1 protein-coding gene is annotated in these 1,908 nt (G+C 73.7%); it reads right to left on the minus strand.

The annotated features are described in order from the left end of the window. On the minus strand, positions 1–1,908 hold a 1,908-nt coding region (locus IE332_RS40435; protein WP_189926886.1), incomplete at both ends, for a SpnB-like Rossmann fold domain-containing protein.

Raw genomic sequence — 1,908 nt, forward strand, 5'->3', positions numbered from 1 at the left:
TGGTGGGGGTGGCTTCGCGCAGGAGGGTGGTGAGGGTGTGGCGGTCGGTGGTGTCGCAGGCCGCGATGCGGACGGTGGCGCCGAGTTGGGTGAGTTCGGTGGTGAGTTGGGTGGCGCCGGGTGCGTCGGGTCCGCGGCGGCTGGTGAGGAGGAGGTGGCGGACGCCGTGGTGGGTGATGAGGTGGCGGGCGATCAGTGCGCCGAGGGTGCCGGTGCCGCCGGTGATGAGGACGGTGGCGTCGGGGTCGAAGGGGGTGGGTTGGTGGGTGGTGTCCACTGCCGCCCGGACCAACTGCGGGACGAGGGCGACACCGTTGCGGACGGCGAGCTGAGGTGAACCCGCGAGGTGCGGGACGGCGACGGGCAGGGAAGCCGCGCTGTCCAGGTCCAGCAGGGTGATGCGGTCGGGCTGCTCGTTCTGGGCGCTGCGGAACAGGCCCCACAGGGCCGCCGCGGCGAGGTCGACCTCGGTGTCCTCGTCGGAGACCACGACGGCGTGACGGGTGAGCACCACGAGCCGGGTGTCGGTCAGTTCGTCGTCGGCCAGCCACTGCTGGACGGCCGCCAGGAAGCGATGGGTGACGGTCCGCGCCTGCTCGGGCGGGGTGCCGGGCACCGGGTTGTAGGGCAGGTAGACCACCGCGGGGTCGTGCTGCTTCAGGTCGGCCAGGTCGGAGACGTGGCGGAGCCCGAGCTCGGCGGTCCAGTCGGCCTCACCCAGGACGACCGCGCGAGGGCCGGTCGAGGCGTCGGCCGCGTCGGTGGCGCCGACGGCACCGAGGGCGCGCCACTCCAGCTGGTGCAGCGTGTTGCGGGCGGTGCCGGCGGCGGCGATCTGGTCCGGGTCGAACTCGCGCAGGGTGAGCGAGTCCAGGGTCAGTACCGGTCGGCCGGTGGTGTCGGCCGCGGTGAGCGCGACCTCGCCGGTGCGGCGGGGGGTGATCCGGATACGCAGGGCACGCGCGGCGGTGGCGTGCAGGTGCAGGCCGGACCAGGAGAACGGCAGGGAGCCCCGGTCGGAGGCGGCGGAGGTCAGCGTGATGGCGTGCAGGGCGGCGTCGAGCAGGGCCGGGTGCAGGTTGTACGGCGTCGGGTCCTCGTCCTCGGGGAGGGCGATCTCGGCGTAGACCTCCTCGCCGAGACGCCAGGCAGCCCGCAAGCCCTGGAACACCGGACCGTAGTCGAGGCCACCGGCGGCCATGCGGTCGTAGACCCCCGTGACATCCAGGGCCTCGGCGCCCGCGGGCGGCCAGCTGGTGACCGGCTCGGCCACGGGGCTCCCGGCCGGGGCGAGGGTGCCTTCGGCGTGGCGGGTCCAGTCCTGCTCGTCGGGGAGGCGGGAGTGGATGGTCAGGGCGCGGCAACCGGTCGCGTCGGGCGCGCTGACCGAAGCCTGGAGCTGGACCGTGCCCTGTTCGGGGATGGTCAGCGGGGCGTGGAGCGTCAGCTCCTGGACCACCGGGCAGCCGGTCCGGTCACCGGCCTGGGTGGCCAGCTCCACGAAGGCGGTACCCGGCAGGACGATCGCACCGCCCACCTGGTGATCGGTCACCCACCGCTGGTCGGCCACCGAGAGCCGACCGGTGAGCAGGAGCCCGTCACCGTCCGCCAGAGCGAGCGTGGCGGTCAGCAGCGGGTGGCCGACGGCCTGGAGCCCGGTGGCGCCGAAGTCCTTCACGGCGGTGCCGGCCGCGTCGATCCAGTAGCGCTTGCGCTGGAAGGCGTAGGTGGGGAGGGGGATGGTGTGGGCGGTGGGGTTGAGGGGGGTGAGGTGGAGGGTGGCGAGGGCGGTGGTGAGTTGGCGGGGTTCGGGGTGGTTGCGCCTTGTGGTGGGGGTGGTGTTGGGGGTGAGGGGGGTGAGGGCGGCGTCGGGGCCTATTTCGAGGTGGGTGGTGACGCCTTGGGTGG

Source organism: Kitasatospora xanthocidica (assembly GCF_014656195.1).
In the GTDB taxonomy this organism is placed as follows: domain Bacteria; phylum Actinomycetota; class Actinomycetes; order Streptomycetales; family Streptomycetaceae; genus Kitasatospora; species Kitasatospora xanthocidica.